Source organism: Haloarcula sp. CBA1127, assembly GCF_001485575.1.
Lineage (GTDB): Archaea > Halobacteriota > Halobacteria > Halobacteriales > Haloarculaceae > Haloarcula.
The window spans coordinates 730,579-747,820 of record NZ_BCNB01000006.1 but is presented as its reverse complement, the minus strand read 5'-3'; the positions used below and the strand labels follow the sequence as shown (position 1 = coordinate 747,820).

Here is a 17,242-nt window from a genome sequence, read left to right as displayed (position 1 = left end):
GAAGATACTCACGGCGGAAGGTGTATACGGGAGTTGTCACTGCTAGCAGCCAATGCCCGACCGGATCCGCGTTCTTCACGTCGACGACGACCCGGCTGTCGTCGAAGCGGCCACAAGCGCTCTGGAACAGGCGCACTGTGGTATCACGGTCGAAACGGAGTCGAACGTGGCCGACGGCATCGAACGGCTCGACAGCGAAGCGTTCGACTGTGTCGTCGCCGGCTACGACCTGCCGGAGCAGACCGGCGTCGAGTTCCTCGACGCGGTCCGAAAGCAATCGCCGGACCTGCCGTTCGTTCTGTTCACTACCGATGGAAATGAAGCAGCCGCCAGTGACGCGATTTCCGCCGGTGTCACCGAGTATCTCCGGGTCGACGGCAGCAACGAGCCGCACGCACGACTCGCACACACCGTCGTCGACGCCGTCGAGCGGACAGCCGACGACATCGAACACGCACAGAGCACGCGGCGCGAGCGCGCTATCGAGGAGCTACACTCCACTGCCAGGGCGTTCATGCGGGCCACGACTGAGGATGCGGTTGCGCAGATCACAGTGGACACCGCCAGAACCATCCTCAATATGCCGGCCAACGGCGTCCACTTCGCGGACGGCGACAGCCTGTATCCGGTCGCCTGGACCGAACAGGTCGAGGAGCTCATCGGCACGCCACCAGTGTTCGAGGCCGGAGAGGCGCTCGCGTGGCAGGCTTTCGAAACCGGCGAGGCCCGGGTCCACGACGATATCACGTCGAGCCCGGACCGGTACAATCCGGAGACGAATATCCGAAGCGAGCTCATCCTTCCGCTCGGGGACCACGGCGTCCTCCTCATCGGGTCGAGCGAGGTCGGTGCATTCGATGACACAGATGTCACACTCGCGCGGACGCTCTCAGTCCACGCGACGGCGGCGCTTAGCCGTCTCGACCGTGACCGTCAGCTCCGCGAGGAACGCGAGTTCATCGATCAGGCGCTCGATACGCTTGACGACCTGTTCTACGTCATCGACACAGACGGGAGCCTTCGGCGATGGAACGAGCGCATCCCTGAAGTTACAGGATACAGCAATGACGAGATTGACGATATGCCAGTCTCCGAGTTCTTCCCGGGTGACGAGCATGAGACAATCGCTGCGGCGATAAATGAGACGCGAACCAGCGGCCGGGTAACTGTCGAAGCGGAGGTTCTGACTGCCAATGGAGAGCGGATTCCGTATGAGTTTGCTGGAACCCAGCTGACCGACACTGACGGGGCGACAGCCGGGACCGTAGGTATCGGCCGGGATATCTCCCAGCGCAAGGCGTACGAACAGCAGCTGGAACGCCAGAACGAGCGTCTCGACGAGTTTACAAGCATCGTCAGCCACGACCTCCGAAACCCGCTTACCGTCGCGGAGGGGAACCTGGAACTGGCCAGAGCGGAACACGACAGCGACGCGCTCGACAAGGTGTCACGCGCCCACGAACGAATGCGAGCGCTGATAGACGACCTCTTGACGTTTGCACGCGCCGGCGAAACGGCGACCGACCTCGAATCTGTCGCGCTCGCCGGCATCGTTGAAGAGTGCTGGCAGAGTGTCGAAGATGACCGGGCAACGCTCGTCGTCGAGGGTGACCGTCAGATTCGGGCAGATATGGCAAAACTCCGGCGGCTGTTAGCGAACCTCCTTCGAAACAGTGTTGAACACGGGACCACAGGCGCTCAGACGACGGCTGACGACAACACCGACCACAGTGGCGGGAGCGCAACTGTACGAGTCGGTGTCATCGAGGACACGGACCGACACGGCTTCTACGTCGCCGACGACGGGCCGGGCATTCCGGCGGCCGACCGTGAACAGGTGTTTGAAGGGGGCTACTCGACCGGCGAGAGCGGGACCGGGTTCGGACTCAAAATCGTTCAGCGGATTGCTGAGGTCCACGGTTGGACAGTCACAGCCACCGAGAGCGAGGCCGGCGGCGCGCGGTTCGAGGTGACGGGCCTCGAACCGGCCTGAGTAGACAGGCCAGTCGCCAAGTGCGGGCCAGCAACACCAGCAGACCATCGCGGGACGTGGCTGGCCTTTTGGTTCTGAAGCCCTCAGTGTGGGTAATGTCATCCCAGCGCCCTCCGCGGCAGGGCTCGCGGACCGCCGAGCAACCGTCCACAGCGAAGGACGGAGCAACGCCCGCACTCGCCGTCGAGGGGTTGTCAAAGCAGTTCGGTAGCGGTGCGGACGCGGTGACGGCCGTCGATGACGTGTCGTTTCGCATCGAGCAGGGAACGGTCGTCGGCCTGCTGGGACCCAACGGCGCGGGCAAGACGACGACAATAAAGTCGATTCTCGGGCTGGTGTTGCCTGATTCCGGGCGTGTTCGGATACAGGGTATCGACATGAGCGAACACCCGCGAGCGGCCTACCGCCACGTCGACGGGATGCTCGAAGGGGCGCGAAACGACTACTGGCGATTGACCGTCCGGGAGAACCTGCGCTATTTCTCGACCATCAAGGGTGTCAAGCCGGATGCCGTCGCCGACCGGCACGAGCGCCTGCTGGCGAAACTCGACCTTCTGGAGAAGGCCGACGTGCCGGTTCGAGACCTCTCCCGCGGGATGAAACAGAAGGTGTCGCTGGCGAGTGTGCTGGCCAGCGAGTCCGATCTGGTGTTTCTCGATGAACCGACGCTGGGGCTGGACGTAGAAAGCTCGCTGACGCTACGGCGAGAACTGCGCCGGATCGTCGACGAGCGCGACATCACGGCCATTGTCAGTAGCCACGATATGGATGTCATCGAAGATGTCTGTGACCGGGTCATCATCATGAACGACGGGGAGATCATCGCAGACGACAGCGTGGCGGCCGTGCTTGACCAGTTCACCGCGAACGCGTTCGCCGTCACCAGTCCAGACATCACCGAGGGCCTGCTTGCGACGATCCGGGAGCGGTTCGAGGTGGCCGACGTGACGACCGTCGAGCGGGGTCGGCGCGTCGAGGTGGCGACCGACAGCGACGGGTTCTACCGCTTGCTGGCCCTGTGTCGAGACCACGACGTGACGCTGACCGGTGTCGGCACGGTCGAACCGGACCTGGAAGACGTGTTCGTCGAGATCACGGGACAAGGACGATGAGGGAGGCGGAATCAGGCAGATGACCGCAAGCGCCGGCACGCACGCGGACGACAATGACGGTGCCAGTGGCCAGACTGTCAGTGCCGCCATGCAGGCGGGCTATCTCGACCTTGCGCGAGCGGTGCTGTACCGCGAGTATCTCATCTTCGTCCGGTATCCGGCCAACGCCATCGGCGGCATTGTCATCTCGGTGTTCTTCTTTGGCCTACTGTTCTACGGCGGCCGGATGCTTGCCGGGCAGGCGATAACGGATTCTATCGAGGGTATCATCGTCGGCTACTTCCTGTGGTCGCTTTCCGTCGGCGCGTACCAAGCAATCTCGAACGATATCGGGAGCGAGGCCCAGTGGGGAACGCTCGAACGGCACGTCATGACGCCGTTTGGCTTCGCGCCGGTCGCGTTCTGCAAGGGCGTCGCGAAAGTCGTCCGGACGTTCCTCACCTCGACAGTAGTGCTTGCGGTGATGCTTGCGATTACCGGGACGACGCTCCAGTTGAATGTCCTGACTGTCGTCGTTGTCGCGTCGCTGACTATCGCGTCGGTACTGGGTCTGGGGTTCGCTGCCGGCGGCGTCGCGGTGCTGTACAAGCGCATCGGGAACTGGCTCAATCTGCTCCAGTTTGGGTTCATTATTCTTATCTCCGCGCCCGTGTTCGAACTCGGCTGGACGCGGGTCCTGCCACTGGCCCACGGAAGCGCGCTTCTCCAGCGGGCGATGGTCGACGGGACCCGGCTCTGGCAGTTCTCCGCTACCGATCTGGGCCTCCTCGTCGGTGTCCCGGCCGGCTACGTGTTGTTGGGCTACGTCGTGTTTCAATACACGACCCGACGGGCCAGACGGCTCGGCGTACTCGGTGACTACTGACTGGCGTAGACAGGTGCTTTTACTTATGATGCCGATAATTTGATAGATAACACTGTCGCTCGGGCTGCACACACAGCGCCGGGCGGTCTCTGCCCCGTACTCCAGCTATGGTTACTCGACACTTCTCAACGGAGCAACTTGTCCCCGCCGTCGCGACAGTCCTTGTTATTGGTGTTCTAACTATCTCGGCGTGGTCGCTCGTGGCCACGAGCGGCGGCACCGCCGACAACCCGCAGATCGATGCGGACGTGCAGCAACGCTACGAGTCGATAGACGGTGTCAACGCGATCCAGACGACGACCGTCTCACGGAACGGGACGGTTGCAAGCCGAACGACCTACCACGCGACGCTCCAGCCGGGGACGGAGAGAAAGCGGCTCGTACCCATCAATAGTACGGCACGGGCGAGTAACGTGCGGATCTCGGACGGGTCAACGCTATGGCTGTACAACGACCGTCGTGAAAGTGCGACACGAGTTCCCCTCCCCGAGACTGAGTCTGACAGGGGTGAACGGCTACAGCGCCTGTTCACGAAACTCGACGAGTCGAAAACGGACCCGCAGTCGGTTGAACCACTGCCTGTTGTCCCCCAGAGCGAACGGCGGCCAGTCAACTCGACCGAGGAGATGACCGTCAGCTACCGGGGCACGGAACCAGTTGACGGACGCGAAGCGTACGTCGTCCACGTGACGCCAAGAAATGAGACAAAAGCATACGAGCAAACAGTCTGGGTCGAAACACAGCGGTTCTTCCCGAGCAAAAAGCGGACTGCCTGGACAGCAGATGGAAAGCACACAGTTGTGACGACGAGGTACGCGAACATCTCGTACGACACCGATGTGTCCAGTGACGCGTTTTCCCCCGACTTCCCGGATGATACAACTGTCAGTGCTCCGGAACCAGCAGATAGGAGGTTTTACCTGCGCTGCCAATTATGTGCTACATAATATTGTCGCTCAGACAGACCGAACACAGTCGGGCAGCTCCCCACTTCCGGTAACCTGATATATGGCCACTCGCCACCTCACATCGGAACGACTGGTGCTTACCATCGCGACGGTAGTCGTCGTTGGTGTACTGGCTGTTTCGATTTGGTCGCTTGCGTTCGCGAGTACCGGAACCGCCGATCAGCCCCAGATCGACGCTGACGTGCAACAACGCTACCAGTCGATAGACGGCGTCAACGCGACACAGACGACGACGATTACCCGGAACGGGACAGTTGCGAGCCGGACGACCTACGACGCCGCGCTCCAGCCGGGGACCCAGAAGAAACGGCTGGCGGTCGTCAACAGCACCGTCGAGCGATACGACCGCCGGGTGTCGAACGGGTCGACACTGTGGCTGTACGACCAGCGCCGCGCGAAGGCGACACGCATCTCTCTCAGCAGGACCGGGTCAGAGCAGGGCGAGCGGCTACATCGCCTGTTTGCGAATCTCAATATGTCCACGGCAGCCGACACGGCGGATTCACGGTCAGTTGAGCCGCTGCCCGTCGTTCCTCGCGGCGAACAGCGGCCAACCGTGGCTGCCAGCTCGATGACTGTCAGCTACCGCGGTACTGAATCAATCGACGGGCGTGAAGCCTACGTCATCCACGTGGCACCGAAAGACGATACAGCGGCCTACGAGCAGACGGTCTGGGTGGACACAGAGCAGTTCTTCCCGGTGAAAAAGCGCACTGCGTGGACAGCCGACGGTGAGCGAACAGTCGTGACGACGACGCACACGGACGTCACCTATGACACCGGTGTGTCCGAGGACGTGTTTACGCCCAACTTCCCGGAGAACACGACTGTCACTGTCCCAGAAACGCCGGAGAGCCAGACCTACGAGTCGGTCGGTGCACTCGAAGCCGACACCGAGATCCAGGTTCCGGAGCCCGACATCCCGCCGGGGTACGAACTGACCTACGCGACGCAGACGCGGGGACGGATACACAGCGTCGGCCTCCGCTACATGAACCGGACCAGTCTGATCACCGTTGCCAAGTACGACCGGCCGGGTGTCGGGGATAACGCCAGCGGAGCGGTGACAATCGACGGGCAACCGGCACAGGTCAGCTACGGGCTGACAACATCAGTGTCGTGGAGCTGTGAGCGCTACCGATACACCGTTCGCGGTGAGGGTGTGTCCGCGGACCGACTCGTCACGGTCGGCCGGTCAATCGGCTGTCCCGGCGGCGAGTGAACACCCACGCTGGCATATCAAGCCGCCGTTTTCTGGGTCAGAAGTTCGACTGCACGTTATATTATGGAACCGCTCCTCAATTCGAGTGCAGCGGCCCTGACAACACCGTGCCACCAGCGCCCTCCGGCGATGGCCGCTGTCTGTCCACCACAGTGCCCTATGGTTCCCAGGGCTGCCACCCTGGGAGGAATGTGGGCCAGGCCGCCCGCGAACTGGTCCCCTACCTCGCCCCACCTTCGCCCAAAGGCGGTGCCCTGACCCCGCCGGTCTCCGCTGACACTGCGCCCTTCTATGACGCGGCTGACTTCTGACTCGGAAACTGACGGGACCTTTTATTCGGGGACGGGGCGTTGGTCCAGTACGTGAGTGAGGACCCGGCCGTGGGCGACATCCTCGACCTGCTCAGTGACGAGTACGCCCGGGACATCCTCGCAGCAACGAGTGTCAAACCCATGTCCGCGAAACAGCTCGCCGACCAGTGTGAGATGTCACAACCGACCGTGTACAGACGGGTCGAGTGGCTTCAGGAGTACGGCCTCATCGAGGAACAGACCCAGATAGAGACGGGCGGCAACGACTACAGCGTGTTCGCTGCCACGCTCTCGGAGTTCTCGCTGGCGCTTGCTGAGGGTGACTTCGAAACCGAAATCGAGCGGGCCGAACCGCCGGCATTCCCAGGACAGGACGAACAGGACACCGCGGACCGATTCACAAAAATGTGGGAGAATCTCTGACATGGTCGCCATCGAGACGCTCATGAACTGGCTCATCACAGCCCTGGCGTTTGGCTCGACAGTATTGGGTGGGTACGTCGGCTACCAAGCCTATCGGGGGTATCGGCGACACAATAGCCGTGCGATGCAGTACCTCTCTGTCGGGCTGTTCTGCCTCACAGCGGTGGCCTTCGTCGTCGCGTTCGCCGGCTCAGTCCTTCTTCGACAGGGCCTGCTCGACAGCCAGTTCCAGCAACCGCTGACACTCGTCACGCGTGCCTTCCAGTTCGTCGGCGTCCTCTTTATCGCGTACTCGCTCCACTCTCGGGAGTGAGAGTCGGATGTGGGTGGCGAATGACGGCCGTCCCGAACCGCTGAAGGTCCTCAGGTGGAAAAGATACGTATGGCACAGACGCCGGTGGGACGGCCAACGGTCCGCATCGACGGGGCTGACCCGATATTGCTCCCTTGGGACGTGGCACCCGAGCGACTCCCGTTCGATGTCATCTCCGGACCGGTCGCATTCGAGTGTGCCTCCGGCGACCGTATCGAACGGGAGTACACCGGTATCGCCGTGTTCGAACTGTTAGAGGCGGCGTCGATGCCCGGCGATACGACCCACGTCCAGTTCGAATCGGCGAACGGCGACCTGGCGTGTATCCCGCTCGCCGATCTCAACGGCGCGGTGCTCGCGCTAGGCGATGGCCCCGGAACTGAGACGGGGCGACCGCGGTTCGTCTCACCCCGCGTGCTCGGCCCGCGAACCGTGAAGAACGTCTGCCGACTGCGGCCGCGAACGCTTGCCGCCGGCGCTGATCGAGAGGCCTACGAGCGGCTCCCACTGGACGACTGACGCTGGACAGCGGACTATTCCAGCAAGCCGATGTCCTTTGCCAGACGGTCGGCGAGTTCTTCCAGTACGTCGGGGTCGACCTCAGCGACCGGTTCGCCGTCGTGAAGCTGCTCGTTGTGGCGCGCGACGGCGTCCTCGACATCCTCGAAGGCGACCGATGTCCGCGTCCCGCACTCCTCGCACACGACCGGAATTTCGGGCTGGTCGGTTGTCATTGGCGGCAGTTTACCTCGCTCCCCGATAAACGGACCGGAGCGTCCGCCGGGCATGCGCCGGCAGTCACTCAAGCACGCTCTTCGGCCGCTTGAGGTAGAACGCCTGATTGGTCACTCGTTTGTACACCGCGTACAGCGTCTCGACGGCGGCCGGGTCGGGGTCGAACCGCAGATGCGGGGCCATGTGATACGCTTTACAGCTTGTCAGGAAGAAGTACAGCGTCCGGTGGTGGGCCGGTGTCGCGTCGACGACGCCCATCGACTGCCCACCGATGTCGTCCGAAAAGTCGTTGAGCAGACCGGCGATATCGTCGTTCAGTTGCTCATCGGGTCGTGTGAGCGGCGCACCGAGCGTCTGCTGGAGGAACTCGCTCGTCGCCCGCAGGAAGGGGTTCGAATCCATACCCGTCGGGTCCACGGCACTGAAGGCGTCGTACAGGTCGAGCAGCGCCGTCAGTTCGTCGTCGGTCAGCGCGATGGGTTTGACGGGGTCGCCCTGCGGGAGCGAGTAGTCCGGGAAGGAGTACGACTGCGGGTCCGGCACCTGCCCGAACACGTTATCGAGACTCATGGGGGCAGTTCGGTCGGCGGCGGCCTAACTGTTGGGTGGAGTGAGAATCATCAGAACGCATATTATTGCGTGTACGGATATCTGAGCTGATGCCCTCCACTACCTGCACGAGCGCCGCACAGCGACGCCTCAAACCGACGGCCCTGCAGACGCCACACGGCGTGGCAACCAATCAGACGGGGTCTGCAAGGGACCGCGATTGATGCCGCCGTTCACCGTTCGGCTGGCTGATGGGTGGCAGCGAGCGCGCGAACAGCTGCCGCTGGCACTGGTCCCGATACTGCTGGCGGTCATGCAGACCGATAGTATCCGGCAAGTACTCGCTTACGACGGAGTCCACATCGGTATCAGTATCAGTGTCCCCGCGTCCGTCGTGACTATCTGGCAGTTCGTTGACCCGCCCAGCACCGGGGCGCCGGTAAGCACTAGCCTCCCGCTGTCACTCCCGTTCGCCGTTGTGGCCGCCCCCGTGGCGATTCTCTTGCGTGCCGGCCTGAGCGCGGGCTACTTCGGCGCTATCGCCGCTGGCCTTGTCGACCGTGAGGACGACTTCGCCGCGAACGCTAGGACCCATTTCCTCCCGTTTCTTGCGGTAACCGTGCTGCCGTATCTGTTCATCGTGCCGTTCGTGCTAAGCAGAGCCGGTGTCGATGGGATCGGCCACAGTGGAGTGGTTCTCGGAGCCATCTTCATCTTCGTGCCACTGGTGCTGGCCGTCGGGTATCTCTTCTGGGCGACGCCGTATCTGATCGTGTTGCGCGAAACCGGCCTGCTGGCGGCAGCTCGGGGCTCGTACAAACTGGCCGTCGACGGCGGAGCGTACCTCGCCTACACAGTCTGCTACGTGGGATTCGTTTTGCCCGTCTCAGCGGTGGCGACCGCTGTCGTCGTCAACGTTCCCGCGGTCGGCCTCACCATCGGAATCGTGGGCGGCGGACTTCTAGGACTCGTACTCAATATCACGACGATGCGGTTCGTCGCGGATATCGACCCGCAATCACCGTCGGCTGGCGAGTGGCCCGAACATCACCGCAGCGGCAAAGCCGAGGTCAACACGTAGAACGGCGTCAGCTCACTCCCCCTGCTCGTCCAGTTGCTCAACAAGGCCGATACCGTAGATCGTCCGCAGCACCGTGCTGGCATCGCCAGCCTCGTACACCAGATCGTCTCGCGAACTGACGTGATCGAGTACGTCGGGCGAGGAATGGGCGGGAGCGGCGGCGATACCGGCGTCGTTGTCGTCGACCCAGCGCATCACCCGCAGGTCGCTCTTGCTGTCGCCCATCACGAGTGCGAACGGGTCGTCGATGCCCAGCACGTCGAAAGCCTCCTCGACGCCGGCAGACTTGTCCAGTTCGAGACTCACGAGTTCGGCCGCGTCGCCCTCGTAGTAGCCCAGGTCGACACGTTCGAGAACGTCGCGGAACGCTTCGGGTGCGTCCGCAATGTCGGCGTTAGTCGACAGACCGCCGGCCTCCAGCACGTCCAGAATCTCCGGGTCGCGGCTGAAGTAGGCCCGTGCGTAGCCTGCAGGGTCGTCAACCTCGGCGTCAACCTGCGCGGCGATGGCGTCGCCGACCAGCCCACAGAGGTAGCACAGCGATTCGTCGATGACTTCGACGGCGTTGTCGCTGCCGACCTCGGCGTTGGGTTTCAGCGTGACATTGAACTCGTTGCCCTGGAGATGACAGCGCTTGCCAACGGCGTCGGGGGCCTCTGAGAGGACCCGCCGGCGGACAGTTTCGAACACGTCCACGACCGCGCCGTCAAGGCGTTCATAGAGGAGCCGCTTCGTGTCCTGGCCGTGTTTGGGCGTGAATACGCCGTTACCGGACTCATAGACGATGCTCATCTGTCCGGAGGAAACGAGGTCGTTGCCCAGCCCCTGTATCATGAACCCCTTGACGTTCTCCAGGGTCTGGCCGGTACAGACGACGATTGGGACGCCCGCTTCGTGGAACTGCGTCAGGAGATATAGCGTATCGCGGGGGATTTCGTTGTCGGTGTCGCCGGCCGACCGGAGCGTCTCGTCGACGTCCAGTACCAGAACGTTCACCGACCGGTCGTACTTCGAGTAGAGATCGAGCGCGGTAAAGGCCTCGTCACGGGTCAGCCGGGCCGCGATTTCTGCGTAGGTCTCGCCGGTCCCGGGAAACTCGGCAGTGATATCCGATTTGAGAGCGTCGAGGCGGTCACTGGCGGTTTCCCACTGTTCCAGCGCGACGGTCGAGCTGAGCGGGGGAAACAGGTCGACGAACTCCTGATAGCCGCGCAGCGTCGTCGTGTCTACGCTCTTGTAGAGCCGGTAAAGTTGGTCGTATTGTTCCATGTCGAGGTCCACAGGATAGTGGCGACTGACGGCGAGCGTACTTTAGCTATCGGGTTTGTGGTCCTCACACACGTCAAAAAACGGCTGGTTTGCCAACACCGCTGCCGAGGGGAAACCCTGCTACGCCTCGTCGCCGCCGTCGGTCAGCACCTCGGTTTCGGACGCTTCCTCGTTAAGGAAGGATGGCAGCTCCTCCTCGTCCTCGTCAGTCGCCTCGTCGTCCGCCGTCGCTTCGGTCCAAGAGCGTTCTCTGTGGTGGCACATGGGTCGTCACCATGCGAGGCTCATGACTGTGTTATGTTAACTATTTTCATGATCAGACTGATAGGCGCGACGAGGGCAGACAGTATCAAGTCGCTCCGCCCGTTAGCTGGTCGCAATCACATGCGGAGGCACGTATGACCGATATCCAGCGACTCGACGACCAGACCGTCGAACGCATCGCAGCCGGCGAGGTGGTCGAGCGACCGGCCTCCGTCGTCAAGGAACTGGTCGAGAACGCGATCGACGCCGACGCAAGCCGGGTCGATGTCGTCGTCGAAGCCGGCGGAACCGACGGGATTCGCGTCACGGACGACGGCGTCGGGATGGACCGCGAGGCTGTCGAGACGGCCGTCGAGGAACACACCACGTCGAAAATCCGCGACATTGCAGATCTAGAGGGTGGCGTGGGAACGCTCGGGTTCCGCGGCGAGGCGCTGCACGCGATCGGGGCGGTCTCACGGCTGACGATACGGACCAGACCCCGCGGCGGCGACGTGGGAACCGAACTGGTACTCGAAGGCGGTGACGTCACGGCAGTCGGCCCCGCCGGCTGTCCGGAGGGGACGACGATGGCGGTCGAAGACCTCTTCTATAACGTCCCAGCCCGCCGGAAATACCTCAAGCAGGAGTCGACGGAATTCGCGCATGTCAACACCGTCGTCGCCAGCTACGCGCTGGCTAACCCGGACGTGGCGGTCTCGCTGACCCACGGCGACCGTGAGACGTTCTCGACGACCGGCCAGGGTGACTTGCGCGAGACAGTAATGTCCGTCTACGGCCGGGAAGTCGCCGAGTCGATGATTTCGGTCAGTGCAGGCTCGGAGGCAACAGGGAGCGGCGACGGGACGGACAGTTTCCCCGATGGACCGCTTAACGGCGTCCACGGCCTCGTGTCCCACCCCGAGACGAATCGCGCCGGCCGTGAGTACCTCTCGACGTACGTTAACGGTCGCTACGTCAGGGCCGGTACCGTCCGGGACGCCGTTATCGACGCCTACGGTACCCAAATCGCGCCGGACCGCTACCCCTTCGCCGTCCTCTTTCTGGATGTCCCCGCAGGCGACGTGGACGTGAACGTCCACCCCCGGAAAATGGAGGTGAGATGGGTTAAATCAGATGCCGTCGAGCGACAAGTTCGTACCGCCGTCGAAGACGCACTTCAAGAAGAGGGCCTTCTTCGCTCGTCCGCTCCACGCGGTCGGAGCGCCCCTGAACAGACGGAGATTGACCCGTCGCCTGTCTCTGAAAACGCTGCTGATTCCGCCGCTGAGACAGCCGATACAGAGGTGCCTGACGATACAACGGGAACGGTGAATAGAACAGATGAGGCGGCACAGAGAGGAGATACGGGACAGTCAGACTCTACAGAGTCCTCTCGAATTGAGTCTTCACCGACATCAACTACGGATACCTCAGACACGCCAGCTACACCGTCTCAGCCGTCGTCGGATTCGACTGTCGAGTCGTCGCCACCCTCCCGCTTGGAGTCATCTACCACAGACTCCACAACGTCATCGACGCCACACGAACAACGGGAACGGTCTCCCACTACAACCGAACCGAACACCCAGAAGACGCTGAGCGGTGAAGATGCTCACGAAACAACGGGGTTCGATACGTTCCCAGACCTTCGAGTCTTGGGGCAACTACACGACACGTACATTGTCGCCGAATTTGACGACGGGTTAATTCTCATCGACCAACACGCCGCTGACGAAAGAATCAACTACGAACGGCTAAAGCAACGCTTCGAAGGCGAAACGACAACGCAGGCGTTAGCGGACCCGGTCGAAATCGAACTCACTGCCCGCGAAATGTCCGTTTTTGAGGCCCGGAGTGATGCACTGGCAAGCCTCGGTTTCCACACCGCGCGGACGGGTGACGAAATTGTGGAAGTTCGGACGCTTCCGGGTATCATCGCCGATGCCGCTGGCCCCGAGATCATTCGGGACGTGTTGTTGGAGTTCGTTACTGGGGAAGACGCAGCGAAACAGACTGTCGAAGCGGTTGCCGACGAATTATTATCAGATATGGCCTGCTACCCCTCGATTACGGGTAACACATCCCTTACAGATGGGTCCGTGGTGGACCTCCTGTCGGCCCTTGACGAGTGTGAAAATCCGTGGGCGTGCCCGCATGGTCGACCGGTACTCATCCATATCGACTCGGACGAGATCGGCGACCGGTTCGAACGGGATTATCCTGGGCATTAACATCCGACGGTTAAAACTGGGTGCCAATGTTCGGCAACATTTCAGGAGTTTGGTCTACGCTATCAAACCTTCCAATATCGACCTTTCTTTCGGCCTTGCTTGGAGGATTCATATCGTACTTTGCAATATATCGGTCTGATAAACGAAACTCGCGTGAACGTCAAAGACGGATACGGCGGGCGTTAATCAGTGAAATTGATTCTCTTCAAGTCAAGCAAATACACATCATATCTCAGCTTCTTGAAACGGGAGAAGATGACCTGGGAGTGGTAATATCGACGGTAAAGAACGTGATGATACCTGACGAACTTGAAGAACGGGTATCTGATGAACAAATACGCGAAGCGTTCGAAATAGACCAAACAAAAAAGAAATCGCTTACCGAGGCAGGTAGGCAGGCTAATGAAATCAATTACGGGACACCGGTTTATGATTCAAACGCTGACAAACTGGGGGAACTTGAACCGGAACAAATCGACGCTGTGATTCAATTCTACCGCATTCTTGAACAAGTAAAGAGAGTGATGGAAAAGGCGGTTGAAGCTGCCGAGCAGGAAGTTGAACAAGATAGTGACGATTCAGACTTTTCCTATGATTACTACATTAGCCGTTTGCAAAACCTGACGGAGGAATTAGCCGAGCGCAAGAAGACGGTTCTTAAAGAACTGAGTGCTGACGAATACATTGAAATCGAAGATAGCTACAAAGCGAATCGAGCGGACACTGAACAAGATTAGATTCAGACTGGTGCATTTTTGTCCAGATTCTATGTCTTTGATGCTCCGAAGTAGTAACATAATAAACAACAGCTTTCGAATTGTCGATATAACATGATTCCTGGATGGGCAATTGACGTGGGAACAATCGGAATAAGCGGCCTAGTGTCACTATTTGTTGCGCGGCATACCGTTGATAAGCGGGTTGAGGAAGACCGTCAAAGGGATGTGGAAAAGTGGTATGTCGAAGCTGGAGTCCAAGCTGAACTGGCTGAAAGGGATTGGTCGAACGAAATCCTAAGTGAAGGGTCTACTGAAGGTCCTTCCGAGCAGGTACTTCGAAATCGGGCTTCGAAGCTTGAGGAACACGCTGCAAAGGGGAACTTCTTAGACGTTGACGAAGACGTTGTATCGGCACTTCAGCAGATATCAGCAAGTTACCGGTATGCGGCCTTATTATTGGAACGGGACAATCGCAGCAGTGGGTCAGAACTGAAAGAAATTGAAGATGAAATGTGGGCCGAAGTCGATACTGTGCGTCAGAATATCCCCAACAGGGTAGAATATGGGACCGACGGATAATGGGCACTGATAGGAACGATAGCCGGGTTAGATTCGGAATTTGAAGACTTCGCCTCGATAGCGGTCTTCGATGTCCTCGTAGTAGGTGTGAATATAGGAGTCGATAGCGTCACGGGTCGAACGGATTTTCCCACCACTTTGCTTATCGCCGCGCAGGTACTTGACGAGGTCGCGGGGCCAGTTCTGTTCGACTTTGAACCAGGTCGTTCCGAAATGACGGCCGTAGTGAGAGGACACTCCCCGGAATCGGTCAGTCGGGCCGTATCGCGGGCGGAAATACTCTTTCCAACGGTCGTTAACGTTCGTGTGGTCCATCTTCCGTCCCTTTGTCTTACTCAGGAACAGCCACGACTCGTCGTTGTCAGGCCGCACCAGTAAGTATTGAAGAAGGATGCGCCGTAATTCGTCATCTAATGGGATGATTGTCGGCCGTTCCCGTTTGTTCCGGTCCCGGTCGTGAGGGACGTAGACCGCGTTTGGACGACCATCAAGCGCCGGGTGTGTACCCAATTCTGGATAGTGGTTCTGTAGCTCAGAGTTGGCAATGTGAACCTCGCTGAGCCTGATGTTACAGACTTCTGACGCACGGAGGAGTGTCTTGAACCCGGTAACGATGAGTGCGCGGTCTCGGATGTGACGAATGTCATCCCGAATCACGTCTCGAAGTTCCGGGAGTGGGATAGGATACGGGTCTTTTGGTGACTCTTTGCTGAGGTCGATTTTACCTTTAGCTGACCCGAAGGGGTTGAAGTCCGTCTTGTGCGGGAAGTTCGGTTCGTTCCCGAAGTAGGTGTAGGCAAGCTGTAGCGTGGACAGCTTCTTCGCAACGGTCCTTTTGCTAAGGCCGTCGTTGAGAAACGCCTTCGCCCACTCCATCGCGTGTCGAGACGACGCGCACGCGGGATGCCGGTCGTAATGTTCCGTCATGAAGTCCCGGAATTGCCGGACGTGCCGCTCCCGGTTTTTGATATAATCGTCGGAGTGGTCGCGGTTTCTCACGTATTCATCGAGGAATAGCTGGAATGGGTCAACGCCATCTTCCGTCTCCATGGCCCAGAAACCCTCGTTGTACTCGGCTAACGGGTCAGTTGTACGACCGAAGCGGTCAGCAATCTGTTTGTGTTTGTCGTGGTTATCGCTACTCATCTGTATCACCGTGCTTTTTGTCGAATTGCTTGTCGGCTAAGCCCATCCGATAGTCCCAGCACTCGCGGGCGACACCACCCTTGGCACACGCCATTAGCACCGGCTGATGACGATGGGGAAAGTCAACCCACGATTGGAGCCAGTCGTAGAACCGATTAACTGGCGCAAAGTACGTGTCGTAGACAGTCGAAGTCGCCCGTGGTTGCTTGGTCGGATTCTTGTATCCGTCCTTGATTTCGGAGAGGAAAGATTCGATATCGTCGGGTGTGGCCAAGGCGTGATGCTTGTCCCGCTTCCGGTGCATGAACGTCTTGAAGTATCGACCACATCTTTCGAGTTCACCCGCACGGCACTTCCCCAGCTTTCCCTGTGCCTGATTAACGGTCCCGTCGAAGCGGAGCATGAGATACCACGACCACGTATCGTTACCCCGGAACTCTTCGGCGTAATTCGACAAGCGATAGCGGTCAGGAACGTCGTCGATTGACTTGAAAACGCCCATCCGAGCCTTTGGGTTCTGGTTCGCCCGCATTTCGACCCCTGACGGTCGTCCGGGCGTGTCGTGCTCTCCCCGAGCCACTATTCGCTCCCCCCGTTGGCCGGGTAGTACAGGTCAGTACCGTCTTCGTCCGTTTTCACTTGTAAGCCTTCACCTTCTAGACCCTCCAGACAGGAAGTAACGCGTCCGGCAGCAGTGTCGATAACGTGCTGAACGATTTCATTGTATGTAGCCCCCGGATTCCTTCTAACGAAGTCGTGGATTGCTCCTCGCTCGCCGTGATGAAGTTCGTTTTCAAGTCGGTCTATTCGATTCCGGGCGTGTTCTAATTCCTCCTTTAGGTCATTGCGCTGTTTCCGGAGTTCTTGGTTCGTTTCATCTGGCGTGACACTGGTTTCGAATTTCTTCATCCCTGCTTCCACCATGCACTCGACGAACTCTGACATCGACATCCCCAGTTCATCTGCTTCTTGCTCCCACCGCTCGTACTGTTCCTCTGTGGGATACGTCGGAGTTAGATGGCTTTCGCTACTCATTATCAATCTCCCACAGGTTCGCGTTCCCGACCTTCTGCTGGCCGATCCTGCCGTCGTCAGCCAGTGAGCGCAGCTTCTTGTAGGCCGTTTCGTAGGAACACCCAACGCGGTCCGCTATAGGCTGTGTCCCCGCTGACCCACCTTCTGCTTCCAGTGCAGAGATAAAAGCGTCAGACGGGTACGTCTCTGTATATTTCCCGGAGTTGTCGTCCCGGTTGGCACCTGGCATGGGGCGGTGTTCTATGTCCATTACATTAGGTTTTCATGGACCTCGTACATAACCTTTACAGGTACTTGTAAAGGTATTTCAGGACTGTTCCAACGGCAGAACGTTAGAATCCACCGGTCTGTTTTCTTGGCCAAACTGGACGCTTGATCTCTTCTCTTCTTCGAGTACTCTGCCATCAATATCTGTTCGAATTAATCCTATCTTCGTCTCTTCTTA

Annotated in this window: 20 protein-coding genes; 12 read left to right on the top strand and 8 right to left on the bottom strand. The window is 59.7% G+C overall.

Features of this window, described 5'->3' with window-relative positions:
- The first annotated feature begins 52 nt into the window (after positions 1–52).
- The 8 genes from AV059_RS08390 (at position 53) to AV059_RS08355 (ending at position 7,726) form a co-directional block, all read left to right on the top strand.
- Positions 53–1,993 carry an ATP-binding protein gene (locus tag AV059_RS08390; RefSeq protein WP_058993859.1) on the top strand — a complete coding sequence of 647 codons (1,941 nt, stop codon included), beginning with the start codon at positions 53–55 and terminating at the stop codon, positions 1,991–1,993.
- Positions 1,994–2,088: 95 nt separating this feature from the next.
- Complete coding sequence (locus tag AV059_RS08385) at positions 2,089–3,105, top strand: ABC transporter ATP-binding protein (protein ID WP_058993856.1); 1,017 nt, start codon at positions 2,089–2,091, stop codon at positions 3,103–3,105.
- 19 nt (positions 3,106–3,124) lie between these two features.
- Positions 3,125–3,970, top strand: a complete 846-nt coding sequence (locus AV059_RS08380; RefSeq protein ID WP_058993854.1) for a hypothetical protein — start codon at positions 3,125–3,127, stop codon at positions 3,968–3,970.
- A gap of 107 nt (positions 3,971–4,077) precedes the next feature.
- Complete coding sequence (locus AV059_RS08375; protein WP_058993851.1) at positions 4,078–4,917, top strand: outer membrane lipoprotein carrier protein LolA; 840 nt, start codon at positions 4,078–4,080, stop codon at positions 4,915–4,917.
- 61 nt (positions 4,918–4,978) lie between these two features.
- Positions 4,979–6,160 carry an outer membrane lipoprotein carrier protein LolA gene (locus tag AV059_RS08370; protein WP_058993849.1) on the top strand — a complete coding sequence of 394 codons (1,182 nt, stop codon included), beginning with the start codon at positions 4,979–4,981 and terminating at the stop codon, positions 6,158–6,160.
- 362 nt (positions 6,161–6,522) lie between these two features.
- Positions 6,523–6,894 carry a helix-turn-helix domain-containing protein gene (locus tag AV059_RS08365; protein WP_058993847.1) on the top strand — a complete coding sequence of 124 codons (372 nt, stop codon included), beginning with the start codon at positions 6,523–6,525 and terminating at the stop codon, positions 6,892–6,894.
- Position 6,895: 1 nt separating this feature from the next.
- Positions 6,896–7,207: a hypothetical protein gene (locus AV059_RS08360; protein WP_058993845.1), complete on the top strand. Its 312-nt coding sequence runs from the start codon at positions 6,896–6,898 to the stop codon at positions 7,205–7,207.
- A 69-nt stretch (positions 7,208–7,276) separates the two neighbouring features.
- Positions 7,277–7,726 (top strand): hypothetical protein, encoded by a 450-nt coding sequence (locus tag AV059_RS08355; RefSeq protein WP_058993843.1) that lies wholly within the window; start codon positions 7,277–7,279, stop codon positions 7,724–7,726.
- 14 nt (positions 7,727–7,740) lie between these two features.
- Here AV059_RS08355 and AV059_RS08350 read toward each other — a convergent pair whose 3' ends face one another.
- On the bottom strand, positions 7,741–7,941 hold the full coding sequence (locus AV059_RS08350; RefSeq protein WP_050037213.1) for a hypothetical protein: 201 nt from the start codon (positions 7,939–7,941) through the stop codon (positions 7,741–7,743).
- A 64-nt stretch (positions 7,942–8,005) separates the two neighbouring features.
- Positions 8,006–8,512 (bottom strand): hypothetical protein, encoded by a 507-nt coding sequence (locus tag AV059_RS08345; protein ID WP_058993841.1) that lies wholly within the window; start codon positions 8,510–8,512, stop codon positions 8,006–8,008.
- A 202-nt stretch (positions 8,513–8,714) separates the two neighbouring features.
- Between AV059_RS08345 and AV059_RS08340 the strand changes: the two genes are divergently transcribed.
- Positions 8,715–9,572 carry a hypothetical protein gene (locus AV059_RS08340; RefSeq protein ID WP_058993839.1) on the top strand — a complete coding sequence of 286 codons (858 nt, stop codon included), beginning with the start codon at positions 8,715–8,717 and terminating at the stop codon, positions 9,570–9,572.
- A 12-nt stretch (positions 9,573–9,584) separates the two neighbouring features.
- On the opposite strand, the gene AV059_RS08335 is transcribed toward AV059_RS08340, so the two are convergent.
- The gene (locus AV059_RS08335; RefSeq protein ID WP_079990744.1) at positions 9,585–10,853 is read right to left on the bottom strand and encodes an HAD family hydrolase; all 1,269 of its coding nucleotides are present in this window, start codon (positions 10,851–10,853) and stop codon (positions 9,585–9,587) included.
- 108 nt (positions 10,854–10,961) lie between these two features.
- Positions 10,962–11,105, bottom strand: coding sequence for a hypothetical protein (locus AV059_RS22350; protein ID WP_195156639.1), 144 nt, complete (start codon positions 11,103–11,105; stop codon positions 10,962–10,964).
- Positions 11,106–11,239: 134 nt separating this feature from the next.
- Here AV059_RS22350 and mutL point away from each other — a divergent pair, with 134 nt between their 5' ends.
- From mutL to AV059_RS08320, 3 genes are all read left to right on the top strand, one after another.
- Positions 11,240–13,318, top strand: coding sequence for a DNA mismatch repair endonuclease MutL (gene mutL / locus AV059_RS08330; protein WP_058993837.1), 2,079 nt, complete (start codon positions 11,240–11,242; stop codon positions 13,316–13,318).
- A 26-nt stretch (positions 13,319–13,344) separates the two neighbouring features.
- On the top strand, positions 13,345–14,055 hold the full coding sequence (locus AV059_RS08325; protein ID WP_154021015.1) for a hypothetical protein: 711 nt from the start codon (positions 13,345–13,347) through the stop codon (positions 14,053–14,055).
- A 117-nt stretch (positions 14,056–14,172) separates the two neighbouring features.
- Positions 14,173–14,616: a hypothetical protein gene (locus tag AV059_RS08320; RefSeq protein ID WP_154021014.1), complete on the top strand. Its 444-nt coding sequence runs from the start codon at positions 14,173–14,175 to the stop codon at positions 14,614–14,616.
- 27 nt (positions 14,617–14,643) lie between these two features.
- Here AV059_RS08320 and AV059_RS08315 read toward each other — a convergent pair whose 3' ends face one another.
- The 4 genes from AV059_RS08315 to AV059_RS08300 are packed head-to-tail and all read right to left on the bottom strand — an operon-like array spanning position 14,644 to position 17,026.
- Positions 14,644–15,762, bottom strand: a complete 1,119-nt coding sequence (locus tag AV059_RS08315) for a tyrosine-type recombinase/integrase (protein ID WP_058993831.1) — start codon at positions 15,760–15,762, stop codon at positions 14,644–14,646.
- Positions 15,755–16,342, bottom strand: coding sequence for a hypothetical protein (locus AV059_RS08310; RefSeq protein ID WP_154021013.1), 588 nt, complete (start codon positions 16,340–16,342; stop codon positions 15,755–15,757). Before AV059_RS08310 ends, AV059_RS08315 begins: the two co-directional genes overlap by 8 nt.
- Positions 16,342–16,797, bottom strand: a complete 456-nt coding sequence (locus AV059_RS08305; protein WP_058993827.1) for a hypothetical protein — start codon at positions 16,795–16,797, stop codon at positions 16,342–16,344. The genes AV059_RS08310 and AV059_RS08305 overlap by 1 nt, the downstream gene beginning before the upstream one ends.
- On the bottom strand, positions 16,790–17,026 hold the full coding sequence (locus AV059_RS08300) for a hypothetical protein (RefSeq protein WP_058997517.1): 237 nt from the start codon (positions 17,024–17,026) through the stop codon (positions 16,790–16,792). Before AV059_RS08300 ends, AV059_RS08305 begins: the two co-directional genes overlap by 8 nt.
- Positions 17,027–17,242: the final 216 nt, after the last annotated feature.

Excerpts from the sequence above, each read along its gene's own strand:
- AV059_RS08390 (WP_058993859.1), top strand. The coding sequence starts at position 53 with ATGCCCGACCGGATCCGCGTTCTTCACGTCGACGACGACCCGGCTGTC.
- AV059_RS08380 (WP_058993854.1), top strand. The coding sequence starts at position 3,125 with ATGACCGCAAGCGCCGGCACGCACGCGGACGACAATGACGGTGCCAGT.
- mutL (WP_058993837.1), top strand. The coding sequence starts at position 11,240 with ATGACCGATATCCAGCGACTCGACGACCAGACCGTCGAACGCATCGCA.
- AV059_RS08345 (WP_058993841.1), bottom strand. The coding sequence starts at position 8,512 with ATGAGTCTCGATAACGTGTTCGGGCAGGTGCCGGACCCGCAGTCGTAC.
- AV059_RS08385 (WP_058993856.1), top strand. The coding sequence starts at position 2,089 with ATGTCATCCCAGCGCCCTCCGCGGCAGGGCTCGCGGACCGCCGAGCAA.
- AV059_RS08350 (WP_050037213.1), bottom strand. The coding sequence starts at position 7,941 with ATGACAACCGACCAGCCCGAAATTCCGGTCGTGTGCGAGGAGTGCGGG.
- AV059_RS08360 (WP_058993845.1), top strand. The coding sequence starts at position 6,896 with ATGGTCGCCATCGAGACGCTCATGAACTGGCTCATCACAGCCCTGGCG.
- AV059_RS08340 (WP_058993839.1), top strand. The coding sequence starts at position 8,715 with ATGCCGCCGTTCACCGTTCGGCTGGCTGATGGGTGGCAGCGAGCGCGC.
- AV059_RS08370 (WP_058993849.1), top strand. The coding sequence starts at position 4,979 with ATGGCCACTCGCCACCTCACATCGGAACGACTGGTGCTTACCATCGCG.
- AV059_RS08375 (WP_058993851.1), top strand. The coding sequence starts at position 4,078 with ATGGTTACTCGACACTTCTCAACGGAGCAACTTGTCCCCGCCGTCGCG.
- AV059_RS08325 (WP_154021015.1), top strand. The coding sequence starts at position 13,345 with ATGTTCGGCAACATTTCAGGAGTTTGGTCTACGCTATCAAACCTTCCA.
- AV059_RS22350 (WP_195156639.1), bottom strand. The coding sequence starts at position 11,105 with ATGTGCCACCACAGAGAACGCTCTTGGACCGAAGCGACGGCGGACGAC.
- AV059_RS08305 (WP_058993827.1), bottom strand. The coding sequence starts at position 16,797 with ATGAGTAGCGAAAGCCATCTAACTCCGACGTATCCCACAGAGGAACAG.
- AV059_RS08300 (WP_058997517.1), bottom strand. The coding sequence starts at position 17,026 with ATGCCAGGTGCCAACCGGGACGACAACTCCGGGAAATATACAGAGACG.
- AV059_RS08315 (WP_058993831.1), bottom strand. The coding sequence starts at position 15,762 with ATGAGTAGCGATAACCACGACAAACACAAACAGATTGCTGACCGCTTC.
- AV059_RS08355 (WP_058993843.1), top strand. The coding sequence starts at position 7,277 with ATGGCACAGACGCCGGTGGGACGGCCAACGGTCCGCATCGACGGGGCT.